Consider the following 21,674-nt stretch of genomic DNA (forward strand, 5'->3'; position numbering starts at 1 on the left):
CATCCTTAAAAGATTCCCTGGGCTCCACTTTTCAGGGTTTTTAAAAAGGTGTGGGCTTCCTGAAGGTCTAAAGATGATTCAAATCCTTCGGTAAATCCATCATAACATTCCTGTAAAAGTTGTTGGGCTTGTTCGGTCTTTCCTTGTTCTTGCCAGAGACCGGCCAGATCCATGACTGCGCGAATCTCAAAGGTGCCGGCGCCTTGATTTTCGGCTAGTTCCAAAGATTTTTCAAACTCTCGCTCAACCAATTCCAGGGGTTTTTCCAATATCTTTAAAGCACGTCCTCGGATTCTGAACAATTCGGCCGTCTGGATATGGGTGCCCGTCTGGTTTACATGGTTCAGGATCTTTGTGATCCAATCCAGGCAACGAGATGGGTCTCCATGGATCAGGTGGCATTCAGCCACTAATGCCGACATGGTTACCGCAAAGGCTTTGAATCCAATGTCAAAGCATACCTGTATCAATTGTACAACTTGCTGATATGAGGATTGATTCCCCTGACATGCAAGGGCCAGATGATAATAGACTTCTGCAGTCAGATTAAATACAGGATCGCCAAATTCTCTTGCTATTGGGAGATATCGTTCAATGATACTTTGACATTCACTCCATTTTTTGGCCAGCAGGCAATACAAGGCAGGAAAGGTGTATACATGATACAGGCTCGTGGAATCCTGATATTCTTTGTCCACATAAGTAAACAGCTCTTTCGCCAGGTCTTCAGCCTGATCGAACAGCCCTGCAATCTGAAGGTTCAGGGCATACCAGCCCTTCGTGGCATAGGGCATATAGCCGGCAGGTGCTAATTCCCAGGGAAAGGGGAGTGACGGATCAAAAATCTCAAGGGCTCGTTTAAAATAGGGATGAGAGTTTTTGATTTCGCCTCGAACAACTTTACCTCCTTTAAAATGAGTGACGAACAATTTAAACCAGTAACCGTTTTCTGGATCCTCAGCCAGTTTAGTCATATGCGCTGATAACTTATCAAAGGAATCGTAATCCTCAGTATTAAAGAAATAATTGAGCAGGTTTAATTGAATAAGGGCCAGTTTAGGGCTCAATTCCAGTCTTTTTGCTATTTCTTCGGCCTTGTTAAAGGTTTCTTTTACCAAGGGATGCGGGAAGCCATGAGATACCATATAACTTCCTCCAAGTGTCAGCCTGAAGTCGAGTTCCAGACTGTTACGTTCTGCTTGGTTTTTTACATTTGGCAGTAATTCAAGCCCTTTAGTCAAGTGCGCTACGGCCTCTTTTGCGGCGTTGGTCTTACTGGCATGCTGTCCTGCAATGAGCCATTGTGGTATGGCGTCTAAAGGCTTGCCGGCCTCGGTAAGGTGATGGGCCAGCAGTTCAGGTTGATTTTCACAGATAAGTTTAAAATTTTCCTGCAGTACTTTTGCAAAGGTCTGATGGATTTGCTGTCGACGGATCCTCAGCATGGATCCATAGGCGGTTTCCTGGATCAAAGCGTGTTTGAACTTGAATTCAGATGCCTGATCTTTTTCCGTTTTCTGAAATATATCTGCATGGAGCAGTTTACTGATGGCAGCTTCAATTTTGTCTGCTTCTTCAGGAAGCATTGCCCTGAGCATTTCCAAAGAAAACTCACGACCGATCACCGAACTGACCTGAACGATTTCCTTAACGTCTTTTAATTGGTCCAGACGTGCCAGGAGAGAGTCTTTTAAGGTCGATGGGATATCCATGGATGACAAGGATCCCATAAGTTCATAGTGGTCATGCTTTTCGATTAGCCGGTCAGACTCCATTACCATTTTGGTCAGTTCTTCAACAAAGAGCGGAACCCCTTCGGTCTTTTCAATGATTTTATCAAGAATTGCTGACGGAAGATTCTTACCCTTGGCCTGGTAAAGGCAAATTTCCTTCATATCACGGGGGGTCAACCTTGACAAATCTATATTGCTCAGGCCTTCAAAATTAGCCAGGTCATGGCGTAAAGTTGGACGGGTTGTTCCAAGAAACAACAAACTCTTTTTTTCTGTCTGTGGAATAAATGTTTTGAGCCATTCCAGGGTAGAGGCATCTGCCCAGTGCAGGTCCTCGATGATCAGGAGAACCGTTTTTCCGCCGATAAGTTCAAGCAAAACCTGGCTGATCGCTTCCATGATCTTTTGCCTTTTTGCAAAGGGGCTCATCGCAAGAGGAGGAAACTCATCAGATGAAATACCCATATACTCAGCAAGTAAAGGGATAGTGTGCACCACGGCAGGCAGCTCGTTGTTTATAAATATTTTGAGCTTTTCTGCTCTTTGATCGTTGGTATCTTCGGCTTTGATTTGTGTCAGGTCATTCTGGATCAATTCCAGGAGAGGATATAAGGCGCTATAAACCTGATAGGTGGAGCATCTTGCTTCAAGTATCAATCCTTTTTCCTCCTTCAGGACCTCTTTCTCCAGCTGATCAACCAGTCTGGATTTGCCTATACCTGCCTCACCTGTGAGCAAGGTACATGTTCCCTGGCCATTTTTTGCCTTCTCCCATTGCCGTTGGAGTTGCTTGAGTTCTTTTTCTCGGCCAACCAGAGGGGACAGCCCTTTTCCCCGGGCTATATCCAGCCTGGTTCTGGCACCGGTTTCCTTTATGACTTCAAAGACCTCCATAGGCTCGGTAATACCTTTCAGCATTTTTTTGCCTATACTTTTAACCTCAAACCAGCCTTTGATCAGGTGATAGGTCTGTGCGCTGACCACCAATCCGTTATGGGGCGCCAGGCCTTCTAAACGGGCCGCAATATTAACCGTTTCACCAAGTGCCAGGTGTTCATCAACAATGACAATCCCGGTGTGTATTCCAACGCGTAACTTGACATAAATATCGTCTCCGGTTTCCCATCGTTTGCGTACTTTCCACATGGCATCAAGGATTGCTAATCCGGTTTGAACCCCGGTTATGGCAGCATTTTCCAGACCTTCCGGATATCCGAAATAAACCAGGAGGCCATCGCCCAGATAATTGCCAACCTTGCCTCCGTAACGCTCGATCACCTCTTCGGCAACTTCGTGATAATCGAGGATCATTTGTCGGTAGTCTTCAGGGTCCATTCGCTCGGAAAGCGGGGTGGAATCAACCAGGTCACAAAACAAGATGGTCAGTTGCCGACGCTCAGCTGTGTCTTTCTTTTCTTTGGAGACAGTCTTTTGAGAAGAGGAAAGATTCGAGCCACAATTTTGACAGAAATTAGCTTGATCAGGATTTTTCTCCTGACAATGGGCACAGATTTTCATACTACAACATTTTAAGTTTATAGATGACGGCAAATCGTCAATAAGTTAGTCATAATTCAGGATAATTCAAAAACGAAACTGCACGGGTCCATGAGCTGCCATTTACACATGAGGGAAACAGGAAACATCTTGGACCCATACAACTCGTGAATATGACATACGTTTCACATCACAATTTTTCTCCTTCGGAAAGTATTTGGGGCTGTTCGTACCAGAATAGTTTTTATTGAGCGGTTTGAATATTACATTTGGTTTATGAAATATAAGAACATTACTCTAAGCCTGATTCTAATACTGTCTGTATTGTTGGTAGCTTTTACCTATACACGAAACTCACCCGTAACGGACTTTATCAAGGCTCTGGATGAAGAGCAACTTGAAAAAGCCCAATTGCCTTTTGATGATTTAAGCAGGGAGACCTGGCATTTCCTTCCGGGTAAGATGTGGCCGAGAAAAGGGATTCTTCTTAAGGATTTAAATCCCAAACAGAAAGAACTCGCCTTCTCACTCCTGCATGATCATTTAAGTGAGGCCGGATACAAAAAGATCATGAGTATCATCGACCTGGAAAATGTACTGATTGAGATGGGACAGGACAAGGATTTCAGGGACCCGAACAGGTATTTTGTTGCCATTTATGGAGACCCTTTAAAAGACGATCTATGGGCCTGGTCGTTTGAAGGACATCACTTGTCACTTAATTTCACCATCACCAATAAAAAAGTGAGTATGACGCCACGTTTTCTGGGAGCCAACCCGGCCACAATACCCATTGGAAAGAAAAAAGGTCAACGGGCTTTGAAAGCGGAAGAGGACATGGCTTTTGAACTGGTCAATTCACTGGACTCCAGCCAGAGGATCAAAGCCATTTTTAGTACAAGGTCTTATTTTGAAATCGTCACCTCCAATGCTACTGAAGTAGGCCCTCTGAGACCTGTGGGAATCAAATTTGCCGAATTGAACGAGGAGCAGCAAAAGCATTTACTGGCCCTGATCAATGAATATCTGTCTGTAATGCCCGTGGATATTGCAAAACAACGCAGGGCAGAAATTGAAAAGGAAAATCTGTCAGAGATTCGATTCGGATGGGCTGGAGCTACAGAACCAGGTGAGGGGCATTACTACCGAATTCAAGGACATTCCTTTTTGATAGAATTTGACAACACGATCAATAATGCCAACCACATCCATACTGTCTGGCGTGATTTTGACGGAGACTTTGGAAAAGATATCATCAGGGAACACTATCTGGAGTCGAGTCATTAGTGCTCTATTTTACTCAATCTTTGATCTATTTTTTCAATTAACTCAGTAGAGGCTTGAATTGTATTGATAAGAATCCTTAGGTTCATTTTTTTGACATCCATAAATATCCCCAAAGATAATTTGTATGTCATGTCTTGCTTGAGAGCTTCAAAATCACGAGGTTCAGCTTTTGAATCAATGTGTCTGTAATACTTGAAGTCTTCCCGGAGATAGGTGAGCATATAATTGTAGAAATCATCACGAATTTCTCTGATTCCGTCCTCCATATCCTGTACAGAATAATCGTAATAATTATTAATAGCAAAGCGCAGGCTGTTATCATCGATTAGTTGATTTCCCGAAATTTTAATGGATTCATAAATTCCCTTATGAAAATCCATATCATCATAGACCATAGCCATTCCAAAATGAATATTCAAAGAATCATGATAGGGCTGATCGCTTGATAGACTTTGTATGACAATCTCACAGGCTCTAATACGACTATTTAAACTAATCTTCATTAGGTCCATCGCTACAAGATCCGTTTCAATATTTTTTTTAAGTTCTGTAAGCGTTAAATACTCCAGTTTCCTTGCCTTTTTATCAGCATTCCAGGTATTGATTTGTAAAGCAATCAAGATTCCAATCACAACTAATATAATTTCACCAAAGGCATATCTTGCATACTTTAAAGGCCGGTTGTCATCAGCCATTTTTTTACGAATTTTTCTAAAAAAGGGGATCATGAGTTGGTTTCTTGAATCCTAAATATAGGAAAATGAATTCAGAACCGAGAAAAATGAAGAAGATCAGAAAGACAAAATGAAAAACACAGTTAAAAAGGTTCCTTTTTAACTGTGTTTTTGATAAAATACTTTTTAATTGATGCAGGGGTCAATTCTTAGACTCTCCCTCATGATCCTTCTTTACTTCGTCATCCCTGTATTGGCAGCATCCGTGAATCGATTGATAAGCCTCGTCTGAAGCCTTGACGGCCTGGGTGTCGTGCCCAACAGCTGCAATACTTTCCGAAATGCTTTCCACATTTGTTTTACTTGCATCGTAAATAAGGGCCAGTTCATGGGTTTGAACACTCCAAACGGCAGATTTAACTCCCTTGGTCTTAATGGCGGCCTTTTCAATTCGTGCTTTGCACATACCGCAGACGCCGTCAACTTCAATACTTGCTTTTGCATTCTTGTCCTGAGCGAAGCTGATATTGATCATCAATAGTGCTAAAATGGTGATAAACTGTTTCATAATTTTCTATTTATTAATGTTACTAATTCATTTTATTAATGTTACTAATTCATTTTAAATCGTAATCCTGCATAATACATGCTGCCGAATATTGGTCCATACACAAAATTGGTGTCAAAATTAGGACCAAAAGGATCCTCGGCGCTTATGATAGGATCAGGTTGTCTAAGGTTGGTCACGTTTTCCCCGCCTAAATAAATTTCAAATTTGGGTGAAAATACTTTGGTAACCTGCGCGTTAAGCGTTGCTACCGTTGGTGAAAATTCATCGCGCTGGTATTCCACAGGACTCAGTGACGTATCCGGAAAACGTTGCTCACTCAGCCAGTTAAAAGTGGCATCAAACTTCCATGGAGCCTGAACATTCTGACCAAAAAGTTCATAGGCCAGATTTACAAAAACACGATGTTCGGGAACCAAAGGTTTTATTCTTCTTCCATCCTGGTAATCTGTTTGGATATTGTAATATTTATAGGCCGTCCTTAAATCAAAACGTTCCGCAATATTATAATTGATTTCCAATTGAAAACTATTGGCAAAACTCTGGCCCTCGAGATTATAAAAGCTGATTTCATAAGGATTTTCCCAGTCTACAACTACTTGATTTTCAAAAGTTGTGCGATAATAATCTAAAGTAATATCTGCCTTTCTCTCAAAAAGGTTGAAACCTTGTAAAAAGCTTACTCCGTAGTTCCAGGCAATTTCAGGGTCAAGCCCGTAGATCTGCCCTCCGTCATCGAGAATATTGATCTGTCGCGAACTGGCAAACAGGTTCTGGTTCTCTGCAAAAATATTGGCACTGCGTTTTCCACGGCCAATAGAGGCCCTCAGGGCGGATTTTTCCCAGGGGGTGTATCGCAGGTGTAAGCGTGGAGTAAGAAAAAAGCCCAGTCTGTTGTGCTGATCGGCTCGGATTCCGGCTGTCATAGTAAAGTTGTCCAGATTGTCAAAGGCATATTCAAAAAATCCTCCAATGGCATTATCATTCCTTGCATAATCTGCAGACTCCACAAGTTCATTATAATGATCATAAGTAAAGCTGATACCCGTTTTGATCTTGTGCCTCGAATCTGATATAATCGAATTGTAGATCAGGTTGGAGTAGAAGCTTTTATGCCTGATATCATAGATTCTTTGCCCAAAATAGGAGTTTTGTTCATGATGGCTGTAAGCCAGTTGAAATCCTAAACTTTGATAAGGGATCTCAGGGTTGACGTAACCCAGTTTAAACGAACCTTCCATTCTTTCGGTATCAATTTCACTTCCCCATGCATTGGTTGTGAACTTATCTGTATCCGGTTTAAAATCTACCTGGCCTGCTTGTTTACCGTCATTTAAATAACGAAGGTTGATAAAAGTAACGATCCCTTTTTCGGGATTCGTATACTGCCATCTGTTCATCACATTGATCTGGCTATACAAGGGCATGTCCAGAAAACCATCATCATTTACATCATGCTTCTTTTGAAGGGTATTACCGTGTACATAGATTCCTGTGCTCCATTTTTCCGATACAGGAGTGTTGTAATGGGCATTCAATTCAATACGCTGGCTTGAAGCAGCATAGAGGTTCAGGAAAAAATTATGGTCCGTAGTGGGTTTGACCAGCTCTGCGTTAATCTGACCGGCAATACTTTCAAAGCCGTTAACTACGCTTCCTGCTCCTTTTGTGATCTGAATACTTTCTACCCAGGTACCTGGTATAAAACTGAGCCCCTGGGCCTGTGAAGCTCCCCTCACAGCTGGAATATTCTCCGTTGCGATGAGGATATAGGGAGAGGTTAGTCCCAGCATCTTGATCTGTCGTGTCCCTGTTACGGCATCGGCAAAATTAACATCAATGGATGGGTTGGTTTCAAAACTCTCTGACAGGTTACAACAGGCTGCTTTTAACAGCTCATCGTTGGTCACAGTAAAGGTATTGGCCGCTTTTAAATAAGACTTTGCCGTACTTTGTTTTTGTGATTTTAATGTAACTTCGTCCAAGTCAGAAGTTGACTGCAATACCTGCCTGATAAAGGCATTTGAATGCACTTCCAGCGTTATGGTTTTGAAACCGATAAAGGAGATCACTAATTGATGGTACTCCCCGGAATAAGGAACAGAGAATTTTCCGTCCTCATTTGTCATGGCACCAATGGAAGTATTCTGCCAATAAACATTGGCTCCTGTCAGTGGTACTTCCTTTCCGTCCACCACCTCTAAAACTTCTCCCTTCAATGTTTCCTGCGCCCGAACAAACAGGGGCAGGGTAAAGACTAAAGCTAAAATCTTTAGTTGATTTCTAAATGACATGTAATATAATTTGATTGATCATTATTTTGTTTGCCCGCTCTTTGCAGGGCACACATTGTTAATGACTTCAAATCAAATTAAGAATACCTGATTGAGGACCTGAATGTCTTTGACATAAACGGGAGGAGCGTAATGTTCAAAGGGAGGGTCCTTTTGAGGCTCCAGAAGGTTTAACGCGTAAAATACAGAGGCAAAAGAAAGTACAAATACTTTTTGATCCGTATCAAGGACCTGTATTTTTTCAATACTCAATTCATCTTGACCTTCTACGAGATCGACCACATCTTTACAACAAGGTTCTTGGGTAAGTACGGGTACCTCAGTTGAGGAATCCAGATCATTCTCAGCCTCTTCCATTCCGCAATTCTCAGCATCTGCCAAAATAGCGAAATCTACAAGGGTATCGCCGCAATAATGTTTGTCAATACTGAAAGACAGTGTTGAGATCAACACCAGCAGGGCCATAACCACAGAAATCGTTTGTTGAAAATGATTGTACTTCACGTTGCAAATTTAGCAATTATTTCAAATTCCTGAACTATTTTGAGAAATCTTTAACGTTTGTTTTTACCTGTATTCTGAGGATGACTTATTCGCTGATATCAGCTTCCATCAAGCTTATATTATACTCCAGGTACTCCTTGATCTCCAGGTATTCTCTTGTTAAATAGATAAAATTCAATGCATGGAACTCAATAAGGTTTTCCAATTCCTTGTCCGTCATGAATTCATCATAGTCTGAAGGGAAATTTGAAGAATCGGAAAGCTCCATACCCGTTTTATCAATGATACTTTGAGGCTTAGGCAAATTTTTGAGATTGGCCTTTTTGTTAAGATAGATCAGCAGCACATTAAAGGTATGATCATTGGCTATTTCTATGTCTTTATTGGCATCGGTAAGCATTCCTGACCAGCTGGAAATATTTTCCTTTAAAGTTTTGTTCTGAATTATATTGAGTTTACCGGAATTGATGATCTCGTCAATAACACCGGTAGAGGGGTCATAGGTGGTATAATTGATGATATCGCTTAGTAGGGAATCCACTTCAGAATCTGAATACCCTGAGGCATTCGGGCCGAGCATTGACAACAGCTTTTTACTTGAATCAAAAGCAACTCTTGAATCATCAATAACATAATTCAGGTTATCGAGGTTATCCTGAAAAGTCTTATGCAGGCCTTTGAGTAAGGATTGCTCCTTGCGCTTATCAATCTGTTCATTGTTCCAGGTATTGATCTGAAGGGCGATCAGTATACCAATGACCACAAGAACGATCTCTCCAATGGCATATCGGGCATATTTTAAAGGTCGGTTATCATCGGCAAGTTGTTTACGGATTTTTCTAAAAAAGGGGATCATAGGTATGTTTGTTAATGCCTAAATATAAGATTTTTGAAATTAGGATTGAATTTATTTATTGATCGGCGGGCCAAAAGACTTGAATCAAATAGATTTAATTTGAGTAATTTTAGAAAGTTAATCTGATCATCAAACCATGAAATACAAACTCATTTTTGCTTCGCTGGTTCTTTTTGGATTCATGAATTTTGATTCCAAAGATGACAAACCCTTAAATTTTATTGTCATTTTTACTGATGATATGGGCTATGGGGATCTGAGTAGTTTTGGACACCCTACCATCAATACACCAAACCTTGATCGGATGGCTTCGGAAGGGCAGAAGTGGACGCAGTTTTATGTAGCTTCTCCGGTATGTACTCCAAGCAGAGCAGCATTGCTCACGGGTCGATACCCGATACGGAACGGTATGACCTCTTCAAAAAGAGGCGTCTTGTTTCCTAATTCAGCCGGGGGGTTGCCTCAATCTGAAATTACCATCGCTGAAGTCTTAAAACAGAAGGATTATGCTACAGGAGCCATTGGGAAATGGCATCTGGGTCATCTTCCGGAATTCTTGCCCGATCAGAATGGTTTTGATTCATACTACGGCATTCCTTATTCGAATGACATGAACTATACAGGAGAGTGGTCGGAACAATTTGAAAACGCGGAAGATCCATATTATAGGTCTGATTATAAAAAGTTTAATGTTCCGTTGATGGAAAACGATCGGGTGATTGAACAGCCAGCTGATCAAAATACCATTACCTTTCGCTATACCCAAAAAGCCATAGAGTTTATAAAAGATCATAAGAATAAGCCCTTTTTTCTATATCTGGCCCATAGCTTACCCCACATTCCACTATTTGCCCATCCCGACAGGGTAGGAACGAGTAAACAGGGAATCTATGGAGACGTAATCGAAGAAATTGACTGGAGCGTTGGAAGGATCTTAAATACTTTAAAAGACCTGGGGCTGGATAAGAATACAGTGGTTGTTTTCACATCTGACAACGGACCCTGGCTAGCCTTTAAAACCCACGGGGGTTCAGCGGGGCCTTTGCGGGCGGGAAAGGGAACTACCTTTGAAGGTGGACAACGCGTACCTGCAATCTTCTGGGGGCCAGGAAACGTTAAGCCCGGGATAATCAATGAAATGGGATCTACGCTTGACCTGATCAATACGATTGCTTCTTTATCAGGAACGGAAGTTCCAAAAGATAGAAAAATGGATGGTTATGATCTCTCCAAGGTACTAAAAGGATCCGCTAAAGTTAGCCCCAGATCCAGTTTTTATTATTGGTCAACGAATGCAAAATTATTTGCGGTTCGTTCTAAAAAATGGAAACTGCACTTGCAGCAGTCTGCTCCTGTTCTTTATTGGCAGCCAACGGAGCCTTTGGAGCGGCCAGAGCTATATAATCTGGATGCCGATGTTTCGGAAAAATACGATGTTGCCGCCAAGAACCCTGCCGTTGTTGAGAAATTGTTAAAAATAGCTCAGAAACACCAGTTGGATATAACCAACCCCCTGAAAGATAATTTAGCAGCAATTCTAGAGGCCGATCAGTAATATGAATCCTAAAGGTATTCAGCTTTAAAGGAGAAGGAGATTAAAAACTCCTTGAGAAATGACGCTTTTTAACCGAGTCTTTCATTTCCTCCGGGCAGATCTCAAAACTGTCCACATTTTCGTTGGTTCTGTCCAGATAGACATATTCCACCCGGTCATTCATGGAAGTGAAAGTCATTTTTAAACGGTCACCTTCAACCTTCATTTCCCAGGTTTCTTCTCCAAAATAGGTGAATTCTAATTTGTTGGCTGAATTTTCAATTATTTCTATGCCTTCTTCATCCACGTTCAGCATGTCATCGCTGTAATAGTAACAGATGGGATCATCCATTCCCTTACCCAACTCCATGTTATTCATCCAGATTTCGATAGGTTTATTCATGTCATTATTCAGGCGCATATATACCAGAATTCCATCTTCAAGGATTTTCCATTTGGTACCGTCATTTTTTTCGAGAAATGTCTGGTCTTTTATATCGTCATCATCGTCCGAATCACAGTTGATTGTAAACATGATCAATGCGATAAAGGTAAAGAACCATAATAACCTGCTTCCTAAGTATGCTGTTTTTGTTTTCATCCTATCGATTTTAGCAATTAATTTCAATAGGATTAAAGTTAGGAGAGGACTTAAGAGCAAGCAATGACCGGGGTCATCAATTCTATTGATCGTGGTTTGAATGATGAGAAAATCCCGCAAGCAAACGGAAGGAATAAAAAGATAGTATAAGCCACAATGAATGTGGCTTATACTAATCAAGGTTGGCTAGTTGTTTGGTTTATTGCATTCTTGGTCTGAAGATCTCCGTGATCAGGAGCCTTAATGTTGTGTCTCCGGTGTTTTTGGCAGAATCTGTCAATGGTCCTCCCAGCCATCCCTGACCGGCTGTAAATGATATTTCTCTTGGTTCTTTTCCATCCACCCAGACCGTTCCGGAGCCTCCTTCAAGTACATAAATAGTATGATCAAGATGGGCATGAAGTCCAATAGAATCTCCGGGCTCCAGGATGAGTTCATACATCTGTACGTTTAACGAGTCGGCATATATCTTGGTTTTATCACGGTATACGTTTAGAGGGTTCAAGGCCTCATCAACCGTGTAAACCTCGCTTATCTGAGGAGCTTCTGGGGCTTCGGGTTTTTCCGGCGCTTCCGGCGCGGCAGGCTCCTTAGGTTTTTGCTCGCAGCTGATACTTATCATTCCAAAAGTCAGGAGGATGGTAAAACATAAAAGTTTGGCTAATTTCATTTTAATTGGTTTAGGATAGGTTAATTATTTTGAGTTAAATATAATCTGAAACCGAATTTTAAAATAATGAATTGGGACGAACGGCCTCTAATCCTTTACGAAAGGAATAAAATATTTATCGAGCAAAAATTACAAATGTCTGTTAGGAATTTGTCTAAAAACCAATACTCATGAAATGATGAGGAGATTAAACCTTTTCAGGCAGGAGGAAAATTGATAAGAATCATGGTATTAGTTGATTCATATCATTGACCGATCATTACGCTGTGAATAACTTTAATTATTCAACCTGTAAAGATTGCTGATATGAAAAATAGCTATCTAATTCTCTGCGTTTTATTTTTTGTTTTGACATTAGGACTATCCGGGCAAACAACCTATATCCCGGATGATAATTTTGAAGTTGCTCTGATCAATCTGGGTTATGACGATGTTTTGGATGACTATGTCCTGACCGAAAATATTTCGGGCCTTACAGAGTTAAATCTCGATTCTCAATCGATCAGTGACCTTACGGGTATTGAAGATTTTGTGGAACTGGAGGTGCTTAATATTGGCGAAAATCGATTAAGTTCAATAGATCTTAATGGTAATTTAAAGCTCAAAGAATTGAACATAAATGGAAATCAACTGAATTCAGTAGATTTAAGTCAGAACACATTACTTGAAAAATTGCAATGTGATTATAATCCATTGAACCAGGTAATTCTCACAAACAATTCTGAGCTGAAATATCTGCAATGCACGGACACTTTTTTGACGGAAATAGACTTAAGCTCAAATAAATCTTTAGAAACGTTATGGATGAGTTTTAATAAACTTAAAACTCTCGACCTTAGCGCCAACCCCTCTTTAAAAACAGTTTTTGTTCATGATAATGAATTAACGGAATTGATCACAGAAGGAGCAGATGCTCTGGAGTTTTTGGACTGCTCTGATAATCAAATAAAAGGTCTTAATGTATCAAAAAATATAAACTTGGTAGAACTAAGTTTTGGAATGAATCCAGTTGAGCAGATCAATCTTTTAGGTTTAAAGAAACTAGAGAAACTGTACTGTGAGAATAATAATTTAAAAGGTCTCGATCTAAGTTCGAATATAAATTTAAAAGAGGTATATTGTTACGTCGGAAAACTGTCAACCATGATTACTAAAGGAGCAGTTTTACTTGAAGTCTTATACTGCAGTGAAAACCAGATTACCAATCTGGATCTTAGCGAAAATAATGCACTTAGAGAATTAATATGCTACGATAATCAAATATCGGATCTTAACATGACCTCATACCCTGATTTACGGGCTGTTTTCGCCGACAACAACGAACTGGCTTCAATTTATCTTTCGGAGTCTCCAAAATTGGAAGGCTTGGAATTGGGATATAACAAGCTCATAGATTTAGACCTCAGTCAGAATCAACAGTTACTTTGGCTGTTCGCTAACGATAATCTTTTACAATCATTGAATTTAAAAAGCGGCTCCAATGAACATATAAATGCGATTGACATTTTAAATAATGCTAATTTAACATGTGTACAAGTAGACGATGCCATTTATTCCACAACGAACTGGAAAAATCGTGATGACACCACCTCTTTTGCAGAAGATTGTTTTTACGCACTTAGTATTGCCGATCATGAACTCAATAGCGGACTGCATTTATATCCTAACCCTACAGGAGGTAGCCTGATAGTTGAGTCCAGTGTAAAACTCAATTCCATTGAACTTTATTCTTATCTTGGACAACGAATACTTGAATTCAAAAACCCTCAGGAATCCATTGATCTAAGTTCATTAAACCACGGACTATATCTCGTGCGATTCATTGGAGAGAAGGCTGTCTCCGTAAGAAGGGTAGTGAAAATTAGGGATTTACTGAAGTAAAGTATATATCAATGAAAGATGTCAACTTTATTTTTTTACTGTTGGCCATGGTAGCCGAAGTTATTGGAACGATAGGAGGCTTTGGTTCCTCTGTGTTCTTTGTTCCGTTGGGAAACTTTTATTTTGATTTTTATTCGGTATTGGGGCTGACGGCCATATTTCATTTGTCGAGTAACCTAAGCAAAATTCTGCTATTTAAGAAGGGATTAAACAAGAAGCTTTTAATGAATATTGGTATCCCCTCGGTAATTTTTGTTATTGTTGGAGGTTTATTGTCGAAATGGTTAAAAAGTGATTTTCTCGAAATTTCCCTAGGGTTATTTTTGGTTGGATTTAGCCTTTTGTTTTTGATCAAAAGCGAAATACAAATTTCACCTAACAGGAAAAATGCCTTAATAGGAGGGACGTTTTCAGGTTTTTCAGCGGGTTTATTAGGTACGGGAGGAGCCATAAGAGGGTTGACCATGGCCGCATTCAATCTGGAGAAAAGTGCCTTTTTGGCTACTTCAGCCACGATAGATTTTATGATCGATTTTTCAAGGACCTTTGTGTATTACAACAACGGATATATCCATAAACACGATTTGAAATATATTCCTTTCCTCTTTGTTATCGGCCTGGTTGGTTCATTTTTGGGCAAGAAAGTGTTGGCTTATATTCCACAATCCAAATTTAGGAAATTGTCATTGTTCCTGATTCTTGTCATTGGAATTGTTACCATAATTCAACTTTTTATCAAATAAAAAACCCTGCCGTTCCGGGCAGGGTTGATCTGTGTTGATGAGATTTAGTTCTCAATGAATTCGTTATACTCTTGTAAGAACAGTTACTTCACCTTCATCGTCGGTTATGGTCAACTTGTTTCCTACAATAAAATAAGTTGAAACTTCTGTCTCTCCTTCCATGGTCATAGTGAGTTCATCGCCATCCGTACTCCAGGTAAAAGAACTGCTATCCGAGGCAGATTCTCCTGCAAAGCTAACAGTGGCTACCATGGTTCCGTTATTGTTTTCATGAAACGTGGCTTCTAAACTTATTTCTATGCCTTCAGCTGATTCTGTTAAGGCCCATGTTCCTATGATTGGGTTTACATCATCTCCGCCATCATCAGTACATGATACGGCCGCGGTTAAAGCTACGAACATGATAAGTATAAATTTAAAATTTTTCATGATATTATATTTTTGTTGGTTTCTGTTTAATTACCCTTTGAAAACGTTTCAAATCTCGATTTAGTATCGGATGACCATTGTTAACGGTTTTGAAATGATGATTATAAGGCTATCTTTATAGAATGTAATCCAATCATAAACTTAAAATTACGATCCGGCCACTATGAAATCCTTAGGTAAAATTGTCAAGGCCCTGTTATTGATCCTGGGTGTTTTAATTCTGGTCATGAGTTTGTTTTTTGGCCAAAAGGACCTGAGCCTTGAAGAACTCAAGTCCACCTATGCCCAGCCACCTTCACAATTTGAAACCATGGACGGCATGCAGGTGCATTTTAGGGATGAAGGGAATGCCAAGGGAAAAACACCCATTGTGCTGATACATGGTACCGGAGCAAGTCTGCACACCTTTGATATTTGGACGGGGCAATTGAAAAAAGAGTATCGGGTGATCCGTATGGACCTGCCGGGATTTGGATTGACAGGCCCTTTCCCGGATCGAAATTATTCAATGGAACGTTATACCATGTTTCTAAAAGCGTTTTTGACCCGTCGGGGAGTAAGTAAATGTATTTTGGGCGGAAATTCCCTGGGAGGCGCCATTGCATGGCAGTTTGCAGCCAAAAACCCTGACAGGGTGGAAAAACTAATTTTGATTGATGCTGCGGGTTATCCCATGGAATCTGAAAGCAGGCCGATTGCGTTTACCCTGGCACGGATTCCTTTATTGAATAAAGCTTTAACGTATATAACACCGCGCAGCATGGTACGCTCGAGTGTTGAAAATGTATATGCGGATAAATCCAAAGTCTCTGATGCCCTGGTTGAGCGCTATTTCAAATTGACGCTGAGGGCAGGAAACCGTCAGGCCCTGGTAGACAGAATGGCTATGGAAAATGATATGAAAAAGGCAGATCGTATCAAAGATATCGTTCAACCCACTCTGGTGCTTTGGGGCCAGCAGGACAGGTTGATTCCCGTTGAAAATGCCCATCGTTTTCACAAGGACCTTCCAAACAGTCAGTTGGTTATTCTTAGCAATTCAGGTCATGTTCCGATGGAAGAGAGCCCTGATGAAAGTTTAAATTCCCTTTTGAATTTTTTAGGTGTTACGAATTGAATTGTGATTCGTCTTTAGAGAAAGGAATTCAATGAATACAAATAAAATACTGTGGTTGGGCTGGTTCTCTTCCGCTCTGTTTATTTTCGGATCTTTGATTTTGGGGAGTCTTGTCAGGGACTACGATCCGATAACTCAAACAGTGAGTGAAATAGGGCGGGAGGGATCCCCGATGTATCTTAACTGGCAATTGTTCAGCCTTACCGTAGGGACCTTGCTGATTATATTTGCTTTTGGCCTTAACCTTTATGCAAAACAACGAAAATGGTCCATATTACCCGGTATTTTCATGATGCTTTATGGGATCTCTCAATTCGGCATAGGATGGTTTCCCTCTCCTCATTTCATGCATAATATTTTTGGTCTGTCCATGACCATTGGATATTTTACTCCTTTGGTATTTGCCTTGAGCTGGAAGAACAGTCTGGGCAAATCCTTTAAAATGATCTCGGTCCTTGCTTTTGTTTTGATCATGTCTGGTATCTTTTTAAACCTGACGCCTGCTTTTGCACCGGATCTTTATCCAATGGAGTATTACGGTTTGGTTCAGCGATTTTTGCTGTTTACCTTTTATATCTATGTTGGATTCGTAAGCTTAAGAACGAGATCAAATAAGCCAGACAAGCGAGGATCATAACGGCATTAAATCCCGCCTCCACGGCTATAATTGTGGCCAATGAGGTGCTTATGACGGATACACAGCCGTTAATCCCCCAGGCCCAGGGCACCAGATGTTCTTGTGTTTTGCCCAATAATTTCAACCCCATCGGAAAAGGCATACCCATAAAGAAAGCCGGTATTCCAATAGCTATCAAGGTTATGACAAGCTTTGCAGCTGGAGGCCAACCCTCGGTCTGACCAAGTATAAAGCCAAACAGGAAAACATAAATCAGAATAATACTGCCGATCAAGGTTGTAGTGTTGCGCAATACTTTTTTACCGACCTTTAATCGGGATGAGTACAAGCTGCCCAGGCCAGAACACAGCAACATTACACTGATCACGGTTGCTACGGCATAGATGGGATGGCCTAAAAACCGAACAAGGTGCTTGATCAGTACGATTTCAAGGAACATGTATCCTAATCCCAGGCCTGAAAAATAAAGCAGGACCCAGGCCTTGTTCCCTCCTTTAAAGCCCAATTTAAAAAGAGGCAGTATGATCAGTACCAATGCAAGTAATAAAACCTGTACCTGGGTAACTATAACAATAAGATAACCCAGTTCTAAAAAAGCGGCTCGCTCACCAAGTTGCTTCCACTGGCTGCCAATATTTTTTAATTTGAGAAACTGAAAGAAGTAAGGACGGTTATCGGTAGGTATTTTAATATTGAAATCGTTAGCCTGAATAAGTTGATCCCTCTCCGGGCCGAACATTCCTCTGATAAGTTCAAAGACTTCTTCATCTTCAAAACTATTATTGTTCTCTTCAACCGGTTCAGATCCGGAAAGCAGCACCGGGTCAAAACCATTTGAATCGCAAAAATGGATCACATTTTTAACTTCATCCTGTTTTAGCGGACTCTTTTTTAGTACATAGGTAAGCGTGGCCCAGCTTCTGATTGCCACCACATGCCGCATAGGATCTGATATTTTCAGGTTTTCCAGTAGTCCGGCGATCAAGGCGGCATTTTTAAGAGTAATTCTTGGAGGAAGGTCGATATAGGAAGAAAAGACGATCATTCCGTCATCGGTCAATTTATGCCACATTTCCGACAGGGCCTGAGCCGTAAGCAGGTTTTCTTCATGAAGGGCATTTAGCCCAACTGAACCACCAAAGGATCCTGACAATGGTAACTGGATCAGGTCAAATGACTGATCCGTTTGTTTTAAAAAGGAACGTGGTGTGGAGTTGTAAAGCTTTATTTCTTTCTTAAAATACAAGGAGTCCGTTGTCTGGGCATAAGGGCCTTTGATTAAATGGGTAGCACCGGCATTGGGTTCAACAGCATAGATTTTTTTGGCTCCCTTTTCAAGAGCATGTACCACTTCCAGCCCGGCCCCCGCGTGAAAGATAAGTACTTGATCAGGCTTCCCTAAAGTATAAGGCAGGGCCATTGTAGTATAATCTAAAATATGGGCTTGAGCTGTTTCTGTTTTTTGAGGTATTGCCGCAAACCAGTTTCCATTGTTGAAAATCACCTTTGCCGGCTTAATGGTTCCGGAATAGTTGAGACTCAAACCTGGGGCATGGCGTTGCATGGGTGATGAAACTACTTGTACCAGCCCGTATGGACTGCTGGTTTCATGCTCCAATACGGCATCAGGGAGATTCAAAGCGTAACTTATACTTTTGAACTGTGAGGGTTTAAGGTCAAAAGAATGATAGCCCTGATAAATACAACTGGCCATAACCACCAGCCCATAAAAAAATAATGCGTAACGTTTTGAACTTTTAACGATCAGCAGCCCCCCAAAAACGGGTAACAAGGCAATGACCCAGGGCAAGTCTGCCGGCGTCAAATACCAAAGTAAAAGAACTCCCAGGGCTCCTCCCAGGCCCGATCCGAACATATCTGCAAAATAGTAAATCCCTATCTGATCTACTTTTTTAATAAAAATGAGACCCAGGGCCAGAGAACCCATAAAAAAGGGAAGAAAAAATACCAGGTAACTGCCCAGCAGCCTTCCAAATTGTGAAGGATCAACAAATAGGAGGTAGGAATCAAACAATAAAAAATCCAATCGGGACAAACGAACTCCAAGACTCATGAGTAATCCACTGCTGATCATAAAAAACGGAAGCATCCATTCAGACCGGCCCAAAAAATAGTTTCTGTAAAGTGATAGAAGTGTTCCGCCTGCTCCAAACCCCAACAGGGCAATGGATATGACCATATAGGCAAAATGGTGCCATTGCACAATGGTAAAAAAGTGCATCAGCTGTATTTCATAAGCCACTATGGCCGCCGACAAAACTCCCACAGAAAGAGCCAGCTTGAACGTATTGCTGTTGTATGTGAACCGATCACTCATAAAAGAACGAATGAAGAATTGATTATTCAGATCTTCGGGTAAAAGGAACAAAACGCACGAACATGAGGTTTCTTGATTTTGTTTTTCCTCCTTTTTTTGTTACCATAAGGAGTTGTTGTGTTGCAAAAGGTGTGCCTACAGGAATGATCATTCGTCCCCCTTCTTTTAACTGATCGATAAGTGGCGGCGGAACGAATTCAGCCGCTGCGGTTACCACAATGGCGTCAAACGGGCCTTTTTCTTCCCATCCAAAATAGCCATCAGCACTTTTGGTCATTATGTTGTTATAGCCCAGTTCCTTGAGTTGTTTTTTGGACCTGCTGTACAACTCATCAATGATCTCAATGGTATATACGCTGTCCACGATCCTGCTGAGTATGGCTGCCTGGTATCCTGAGCCGGTACCTATTTCAAGCACCTTGAAATCGCTTTCAGGTTTAATGGCTTCGGTCATAAATGCCACGATATAAGGTTGTGAAATGGTTTGTCCGTAACCAATGGGTAAAGGGCCATCACGATAGGCTTGTGACCATAGTTCTTGAGGCACAAACAGATGTCGGGGAACTTCATTCAGGGCGTTTAAAGTGGCCTTATCCTTAACCCCTCTTGGTTTGATGTCATCCGCGATCATTCTTTCTCTTGCTTCCAGATAATCATTTTGAGAAGAAAGGAAAAGAGGCGAGAATAAAAGGAATACTATGAACAACCTGGCCATCCTCATTAGTATGTTCTAAGGTTTATGACACCTTTAAAGTTACGACAATAAGCTATGATTTCAAAGTAATTTTTACAGGGATTGCCCCATTGATGGCTTATCGTGATATCTGAATGAATGCCATTTTACACTAAGATATTCCATCAGGCATGATGCGGGTTATGCGATTGCTTTTTAAAGTAATTGATCAGGGAAATCAAAATGATTAGCACAGCGATCATAATCAGACTTATACCGCTAACGGGGTCATGGTTTATGATTACCTTAAGTGTGGTTTGATACATGACAGGGAAAATGATGACCCAGAGGGATCCAAAAAGAATTCCGAGAATCAACATCAGATTTGGAAGGAGTTTTTTATTCAGTCCCAGACTGAAATTTAAGTCTTTCCATTTAAGGAATTGCAGGCCAAGTATAATGATAAGGGCCAATACTAAAAGAGGAATACTTCTTATCAGGTAAAAAAATGTTTTAGAATAGAAGTTTGGCTCTTTCCCGACTAAAATATTTGAAATGCCGGCTGCAATCTCATAAGCCGTATCAACCCCTGAGTTAATGGCCACAAAGATGGCTTTTTCCTCTTGAGGATCTATGATCATGCAGGTATTGAATCCTTCTGTGAGCCCGGTATGAAAAACAATCTTTTTATTTTCCTTGTTCCTGATGAACCACCCCTGACCATAGTGGAAAGAGTTTTGGCTCCTGGGAGTAAAGAGAGTATTAGAAAGTTTTTGATTGATAATTTGGCCGGAATCCTTTAAATAGCCTTTTAAATGTTCTCTCAAATAAATGGCCATATCTTCTGCATTACTGGCTATGTGCCCTTCCGGGATCTGGTCTTTGTAGTAGGATGAAACATAAGGAACAACAGGATAGTAAAGAAAATAATTATAACTCCCTGGAAAATTTTTATCCTCAGGTTTCAGCACAAATCCTGTGGTATGGGTTAATCCTAAGGGCTGAAGAATTTCCTTTTGCAGGACTTCACCGTACAGACTTCCTGTAACCTGTTCCACGATGTATCCAAGTAATCGGTAATTGATATTGGAATATTGATATATATTTTGTGAGGTGTCAATGGAAAGTTCAGACAACATTCTTTTCACCTCCCTTTTAGTTGATCCTAAACTGTCTTCCTTGATTGTAATTCTTCCAAGTATGGAAGGGATGCCTGAGGTATGATGCAGTAAATCCTTGATGATCACTTTATCAGATTGGTTTTTATCTGCATATTGAAACCAGTCGAGATATTGAACCACGGGATCATTTATATTCAATAACCCTTTGTCCTGAAGTTTTAAGGTCAAAAGTGCCGTAAAGGATTTGCTGCAGGAACCGATCAATAATTGTTCATTATCATTGATTTTTCCAAAATGTTCCAGGTAAAGTGTTTTATCAGTATCTGTAATTGACACGGCAATCCCGGGAAGATTATAGGATTCTTTTATTTCTTCCACATAGTTTGTCACTTTCTCTGAATCGAATCTCGTTTGGGAATTCAGGGATAAAATCGAAACAAAGAATACAAGAATAAGGATTTGGAGACGATTGGTCTGAAGAGGATGATAGTTTTGAATTTTGATTGGTGTCAATGCA

At 40.7% G+C, this 21,674-nt stretch carries 18 protein-coding genes; 6 read left to right on the top strand and 12 right to left on the bottom strand.

Annotated features, from left to right (window positions below; all coding sequences use genetic code 11):
- Window positions 1-5: 5 nt before the first annotated feature.
- A complete protein-coding gene (locus LCM02_RS04915) occupies window positions 6-3,251 on the bottom strand; it encodes an adenylate/guanylate cyclase domain-containing protein (RefSeq protein ID WP_224927213.1) in 3,246 nt (1,081 codons plus the stop codon).
- Window positions 3,252-3,506: 255 nt separating this feature from the next.
- On the opposite strand from LCM02_RS04915, the gene LCM02_RS04920 reads away from it, so the two are divergent.
- Entirely contained in the window at window positions 3,507-4,517 is a 1,011-nt protein-coding gene (locus tag LCM02_RS04920; protein WP_224927214.1) for a DUF3500 domain-containing protein, read from the top strand.
- On the opposite strand, the gene LCM02_RS04925 is transcribed toward LCM02_RS04920, so the two are convergent.
- The 5 genes from LCM02_RS04925 to LCM02_RS04945 form a co-directional block, all read right to left on the bottom strand.
- Window positions 4,514-5,245, bottom strand: a complete 732-nt coding sequence (locus LCM02_RS04925) for a DUF6090 family protein (protein ID WP_224927215.1) — start codon at window positions 5,243-5,245, stop codon at window positions 4,514-4,516. The genes LCM02_RS04920 and LCM02_RS04925 overlap by 4 nt on opposite strands.
- Window positions 5,246-5,393: 148 nt before the next feature.
- Window positions 5,394-5,759, bottom strand: a complete 366-nt coding sequence (locus LCM02_RS04930; protein WP_224927216.1) for a heavy-metal-associated domain-containing protein — start codon at window positions 5,757-5,759, stop codon at window positions 5,394-5,396.
- Window positions 5,760-5,803: 44 nt separating this feature from the next.
- The gene (locus LCM02_RS04935; RefSeq protein WP_224927217.1) at window positions 5,804-8,053 is read right to left on the bottom strand and encodes a TonB-dependent receptor; all 2,250 of its coding nucleotides are present in this window, start codon (window positions 8,051-8,053) and stop codon (window positions 5,804-5,806) included.
- Between the two features lie 72 nt (window positions 8,054-8,125).
- A complete protein-coding gene (locus LCM02_RS04940; protein ID WP_224927218.1) occupies window positions 8,126-8,557 on the bottom strand; it encodes an HYC_CC_PP family protein in 432 nt (143 codons plus the stop codon).
- A gap of 85 nt (window positions 8,558-8,642) precedes the next feature.
- The gene (locus tag LCM02_RS04945; protein WP_224927219.1) at window positions 8,643-9,413 is read right to left on the bottom strand and encodes a DUF6090 family protein; all 771 of its coding nucleotides are present in this window, start codon (window positions 9,411-9,413) and stop codon (window positions 8,643-8,645) included.
- A 136-nt stretch (window positions 9,414-9,549) separates the two neighbouring features.
- On the opposite strand from LCM02_RS04945, the gene LCM02_RS04950 reads away from it, so the two are divergent.
- Entirely contained in the window at window positions 9,550-10,968 is a 1,419-nt protein-coding gene (locus LCM02_RS04950; protein ID WP_224927220.1) for a sulfatase family protein, read from the top strand.
- 40 nt (window positions 10,969-11,008) lie between these two features.
- Here the strand turns inward: LCM02_RS04950 and LCM02_RS04955 are convergent, their stop codons facing one another.
- Together LCM02_RS04955 and LCM02_RS04960 are read right to left on the bottom strand one after the other, a co-directional pair.
- Window positions 11,009-11,548 carry a hypothetical protein gene (locus LCM02_RS04955; RefSeq protein WP_224927221.1) on the bottom strand — a complete coding sequence of 180 codons (540 nt, stop codon included), beginning with the start codon at window positions 11,546-11,548 and terminating at the stop codon, window positions 11,009-11,011.
- A 199-nt stretch (window positions 11,549-11,747) separates the two neighbouring features.
- Window positions 11,748-12,218, bottom strand: coding sequence for a cupin domain-containing protein (locus LCM02_RS04960; protein ID WP_224927222.1), 471 nt, complete (start codon window positions 12,216-12,218; stop codon window positions 11,748-11,750).
- Between the two features lie 306 nt (window positions 12,219-12,524).
- Here LCM02_RS04960 and LCM02_RS04965 point away from each other — a divergent pair, with 306 nt between their 5' ends.
- Both LCM02_RS04965 and LCM02_RS04970 read left to right on the top strand, forming a co-directional pair.
- The gene (locus LCM02_RS04965; protein ID WP_224927223.1) at window positions 12,525-14,099 is read left to right on the top strand and encodes a T9SS type A sorting domain-containing protein; all 1,575 of its coding nucleotides are present in this window, start codon (window positions 12,525-12,527) and stop codon (window positions 14,097-14,099) included.
- A gap of 11 nt (window positions 14,100-14,110) precedes the next feature.
- Window positions 14,111-14,842 carry a sulfite exporter TauE/SafE family protein gene (locus tag LCM02_RS04970; protein ID WP_224927224.1) on the top strand — a complete coding sequence of 244 codons (732 nt, stop codon included), beginning with the start codon at window positions 14,111-14,113 and terminating at the stop codon, window positions 14,840-14,842.
- 63 nt (window positions 14,843-14,905) lie between these two features.
- Here the strand turns inward: LCM02_RS04970 and LCM02_RS04975 are convergent, their stop codons facing one another.
- Window positions 14,906-15,271 carry a lipocalin family protein gene (locus LCM02_RS04975; protein WP_224927225.1) on the bottom strand — a complete coding sequence of 122 codons (366 nt, stop codon included), beginning with the start codon at window positions 15,269-15,271 and terminating at the stop codon, window positions 14,906-14,908.
- A gap of 163 nt (window positions 15,272-15,434) precedes the next feature.
- Between LCM02_RS04975 and LCM02_RS04980 the strand changes: the two genes are divergently transcribed.
- A complete protein-coding gene (locus LCM02_RS04980; protein WP_224927226.1) occupies window positions 15,435-16,388 on the top strand; it encodes an alpha/beta fold hydrolase in 954 nt (317 codons plus the stop codon).
- A 31-nt stretch (window positions 16,389-16,419) separates the two neighbouring features.
- On the top strand, window positions 16,420-17,025 hold the full coding sequence (locus LCM02_RS04985; protein ID WP_224927227.1) for a DUF998 domain-containing protein: 606 nt from the start codon (window positions 16,420-16,422) through the stop codon (window positions 17,023-17,025).
- On the opposite strand, the gene LCM02_RS04990 is transcribed toward LCM02_RS04985, so the two are convergent.
- From LCM02_RS04990 to LCM02_RS05000, 3 genes are all read right to left on the bottom strand, one after another.
- Complete coding sequence (locus LCM02_RS04990) at window positions 16,952-19,363, bottom strand: spermidine synthase family protein (RefSeq protein ID WP_224927228.1); 2,412 nt, start codon at window positions 19,361-19,363, stop codon at window positions 16,952-16,954. The two genes, LCM02_RS04985 and LCM02_RS04990, sit on opposite strands and share 74 nt — an antisense overlap.
- Window positions 19,364-19,385: 22 nt before the next feature.
- Window positions 19,386-20,078, bottom strand: coding sequence for a protein-L-isoaspartate(D-aspartate) O-methyltransferase (locus tag LCM02_RS04995; RefSeq protein WP_224927229.1), 693 nt, complete (start codon window positions 20,076-20,078; stop codon window positions 19,386-19,388).
- Between the two features lie 143 nt (window positions 20,079-20,221).
- Window positions 20,222-21,670 carry a serine hydrolase domain-containing protein gene (locus tag LCM02_RS05000; RefSeq protein ID WP_224927230.1) on the bottom strand — a complete coding sequence of 483 codons (1,449 nt, stop codon included), beginning with the start codon at window positions 21,668-21,670 and terminating at the stop codon, window positions 20,222-20,224.
- Between the last annotated feature and the right edge of the window lie 4 nt (window positions 21,671-21,674).

Origin of the sequence: Lutimonas saemankumensis (genome assembly GCF_020171465.1) — a bacterium.
Lineage (GTDB): Bacteria > Bacteroidota > Bacteroidia > Flavobacteriales > Flavobacteriaceae > Lutimonas > Lutimonas saemankumensis.

What these genes read in the sequence shown, in the direction of transcription:
- LCM02_RS04915 (WP_224927213.1), bottom strand. Translation starts at nt 3,251, where the DNA reads ATGAAAATCTGTGCCCATTGTCAGGAGAAAAATCCTGATCAAGCTAAT.
- LCM02_RS04920 (WP_224927214.1), top strand. Translation starts at nt 3,507, where the DNA reads ATGAAATATAAGAACATTACTCTAAGCCTGATTCTAATACTGTCTGTA.
- LCM02_RS04925 (WP_224927215.1), bottom strand. Translation starts at nt 5,245, where the DNA reads ATGATCCCCTTTTTTAGAAAAATTCGTAAAAAAATGGCTGATGACAAC.
- LCM02_RS04930 (WP_224927216.1), bottom strand. Translation starts at nt 5,759, where the DNA reads ATGAAACAGTTTATCACCATTTTAGCACTATTGATGATCAATATCAGC.
- LCM02_RS04935 (WP_224927217.1), bottom strand. Translation starts at nt 8,053, where the DNA reads ATGTCATTTAGAAATCAACTAAAGATTTTAGCTTTAGTCTTTACCCTG.
- LCM02_RS04945 (WP_224927219.1), bottom strand. Translation starts at nt 9,413, where the DNA reads ATGATCCCCTTTTTTAGAAAAATCCGTAAACAACTTGCCGATGATAAC.
- LCM02_RS04950 (WP_224927220.1), top strand. Translation starts at nt 9,550, where the DNA reads ATGAAATACAAACTCATTTTTGCTTCGCTGGTTCTTTTTGGATTCATG.
- LCM02_RS04955 (WP_224927221.1), bottom strand. Translation starts at nt 11,548, where the DNA reads ATGAAAACAAAAACAGCATACTTAGGAAGCAGGTTATTATGGTTCTTT.
- LCM02_RS04960 (WP_224927222.1), bottom strand. Translation starts at nt 12,218, where the DNA reads ATGAAATTAGCCAAACTTTTATGTTTTACCATCCTCCTGACTTTTGGA.
- LCM02_RS04965 (WP_224927223.1), top strand. Translation starts at nt 12,525, where the DNA reads ATGAAAAATAGCTATCTAATTCTCTGCGTTTTATTTTTTGTTTTGACA.
- LCM02_RS04970 (WP_224927224.1), top strand. Translation starts at nt 14,111, where the DNA reads ATGAAAGATGTCAACTTTATTTTTTTACTGTTGGCCATGGTAGCCGAA.
- LCM02_RS04975 (WP_224927225.1), bottom strand. Translation starts at nt 15,271, where the DNA reads ATGAAAAATTTTAAATTTATACTTATCATGTTCGTAGCTTTAACCGCG.
- LCM02_RS04980 (WP_224927226.1), top strand. Translation starts at nt 15,435, where the DNA reads ATGAAATCCTTAGGTAAAATTGTCAAGGCCCTGTTATTGATCCTGGGT.
- LCM02_RS04985 (WP_224927227.1), top strand. Translation starts at nt 16,420, where the DNA reads ATGAATACAAATAAAATACTGTGGTTGGGCTGGTTCTCTTCCGCTCTG.
- LCM02_RS04990 (WP_224927228.1), bottom strand. Translation starts at nt 19,363, where the DNA reads ATGAGTGATCGGTTCACATACAACAGCAATACGTTCAAGCTGGCTCTT.
- LCM02_RS04995 (WP_224927229.1), bottom strand. Translation starts at nt 20,078, where the DNA reads ATGGCCAGGTTGTTCATAGTATTCCTTTTATTCTCGCCTCTTTTCCTT.